The 1,779-nt window shown below is 31.0% G+C and carries 3 protein-coding genes and 1 pseudogene; all 4 read left to right on the top strand.

Going from position 1 to position 1,779, the window contains the following annotated elements:
* A pseudogene (locus tag HCCG_RS10640) lies at positions 1-512 on the top strand (lipase); the annotation flags it as partial.
* Positions 509-1,195, top strand: coding sequence for a hypothetical protein (locus HCCG_RS10635; protein WP_002957553.1), 687 nt, complete (start codon positions 509-511; stop codon positions 1,193-1,195). The pseudogene HCCG_RS10640 and the gene HCCG_RS10635, both read left to right, overlap by 4 nt.
* 31 nt (positions 1,196-1,226) lie before the next feature.
* Positions 1,227-1,574, top strand: a complete 348-nt coding sequence (locus HCCG_RS10630; protein WP_015453703.1) for a hypothetical protein — start codon at positions 1,227-1,229, stop codon at positions 1,572-1,574.
* The coding region (locus HCCG_RS12285; RefSeq protein ID WP_034548552.1) for a hypothetical protein at positions 1,571-1,779 on the top strand (209 nt) is incomplete at its 3' end. The genes HCCG_RS10630 and HCCG_RS12285, both read left to right, overlap by 4 nt.

Below are 1,779 nucleotides of genomic sequence, written 5' to 3'. Positions count from 1 at the left end.
AAAGAGAAGTTGTTAAAATGCTACAAGATAAACTTTATACTCTAGATGATGCGAAAGAAGCTTTAAAAATTGTTTATAATAAATATGGAGAAGAAATGGCAAGAATTATTGAAAAAATGTATAGAAGCGAAACAGCACATTTTAGCTCTGGACAATATAAACATACAGGAACAGGTGGTATGGAAGTATTTGGCAATGCTCCATACTATGGTTGGGATAGTAAATTCTTTGAGCAAAATCCAAACTATAAACCAACAGGGGTATGGTCAGCTTTTGAAGGCAAAGGATTGAGCGAACAAGGAGGAAACGCTCAAGTTAAGGATAGAAAAAATCAATTCGTAGTAATGCCTTCAGTCTTAGCAGGAATGGAATATAAAGCTTATTATATCAATAAGCATAATGGAAATTGGGCAAGATGGCATTCAACACAAACCCAAGCACAAGAAGCATATAAAAAAGCCATTGAACAGATTAAAGCCCGAATAGTTGATGAAATTGTAGGAAAAAAATGAAAAGAATCTTTATATTTTTTATATTATTTTCAAGTTTGACTTTTGCTCAAAATCCCCACAAAACAAGAATCTATTTTTCCCAAAACCTCACGCAACCCAACCCACAATGTGTAGAGGTTTTTGTTAAACTCGTAAAAGCAGGCAATTATGAATTTGAATCTTATAGAGGGGACAGAGATACGCAATGGGTCAAAGAACATATCTCGTTTGAATTTGATACTTGGGATAATGATAAGATTCTAGTAAAGCTATTTTTTGATTGGGTAGATAAAAACAGCAGAGAATTTCAAGGCACAGGCACTATTACTTGGCTTGAATATGATATAAATACAAAAACACTTAAAGATAATGTGCAAGAAAAAGAATTAATTGTCGATGTAAATCTAGCAAATCAATTCAATGATTGCTTGAGATATTGTAATTTTTCCCAAACTTTAGCCTTGCAAAGTCAATTTAAAGATGAAAATATTTTAATGCAAAATGAAATCATTGGCACACACGCAAAAGAGAGAGCGTATTTTTATTCTGCTCCCCATAAAAATTGCAAGATTGATGATTTGTTTTTAATTCCAAAAGATAAACTAAAACTCTTGCAAAATAAAGGAGAATTTAGTTTTGTTATTTATAGGAGACAAAACGGCGAATTTATTAAGCTATGGATTAAGAGTGATAAACTAAGGTAAGGAATATGAAAATATATACAAGTTGGCAGCTATGGTTAAAATAATATTTTTGAGCATTTTTATAACCCCACTTTTTGCAAATGATTTTACTCCGCAAGAGCAATGCAGTTATGAAAGTGAGAATTTTTGGATTAAGGTTTTATATCTTTGTCCAGAGGGTGATTTGGGTTGCAATAAGATGGTGTATGTAAGCGTCAATAAAAATAGTGGAAACTATATTATTTTGAAAGGAAAAACACTGCTTGATAGCAAACAAAATTTTAAGGGATATAGCTTTAAAAATGGCGTGTATGAATATAACATTTTTAGAAATAATGTATTGCAAATTTCTAAAAATAATTCAATCTTACAAGAGATTAAATTGAGAGATTGTCAATGAGTATCCCCCAATATCTCCCTAAACTCTTTAAAGAACCCTATAAAGACTATGAGCATAAAGATTATGGTATAGGACAATATAAACCACTCCTAAATTATTCTAAAGACATTAAAGAATACAGAGAATCTACTCATTCTAAAGATACTTCTTTGCAATCTATAAGTATTACTCATACAAGAGTATTCCTTTCTCCTTTTAAAGCGAA

This window comes from Helicobacter cinaedi CCUG 18818 = ATCC BAA-847, assembly GCF_000155475.1.
Lineage (GTDB): Bacteria > Campylobacterota > Campylobacteria > Campylobacterales > Helicobacteraceae > Helicobacter_C > Helicobacter_C cinaedi.
This window is presented reverse-complemented; position numbering and strand designations above follow the sequence as displayed.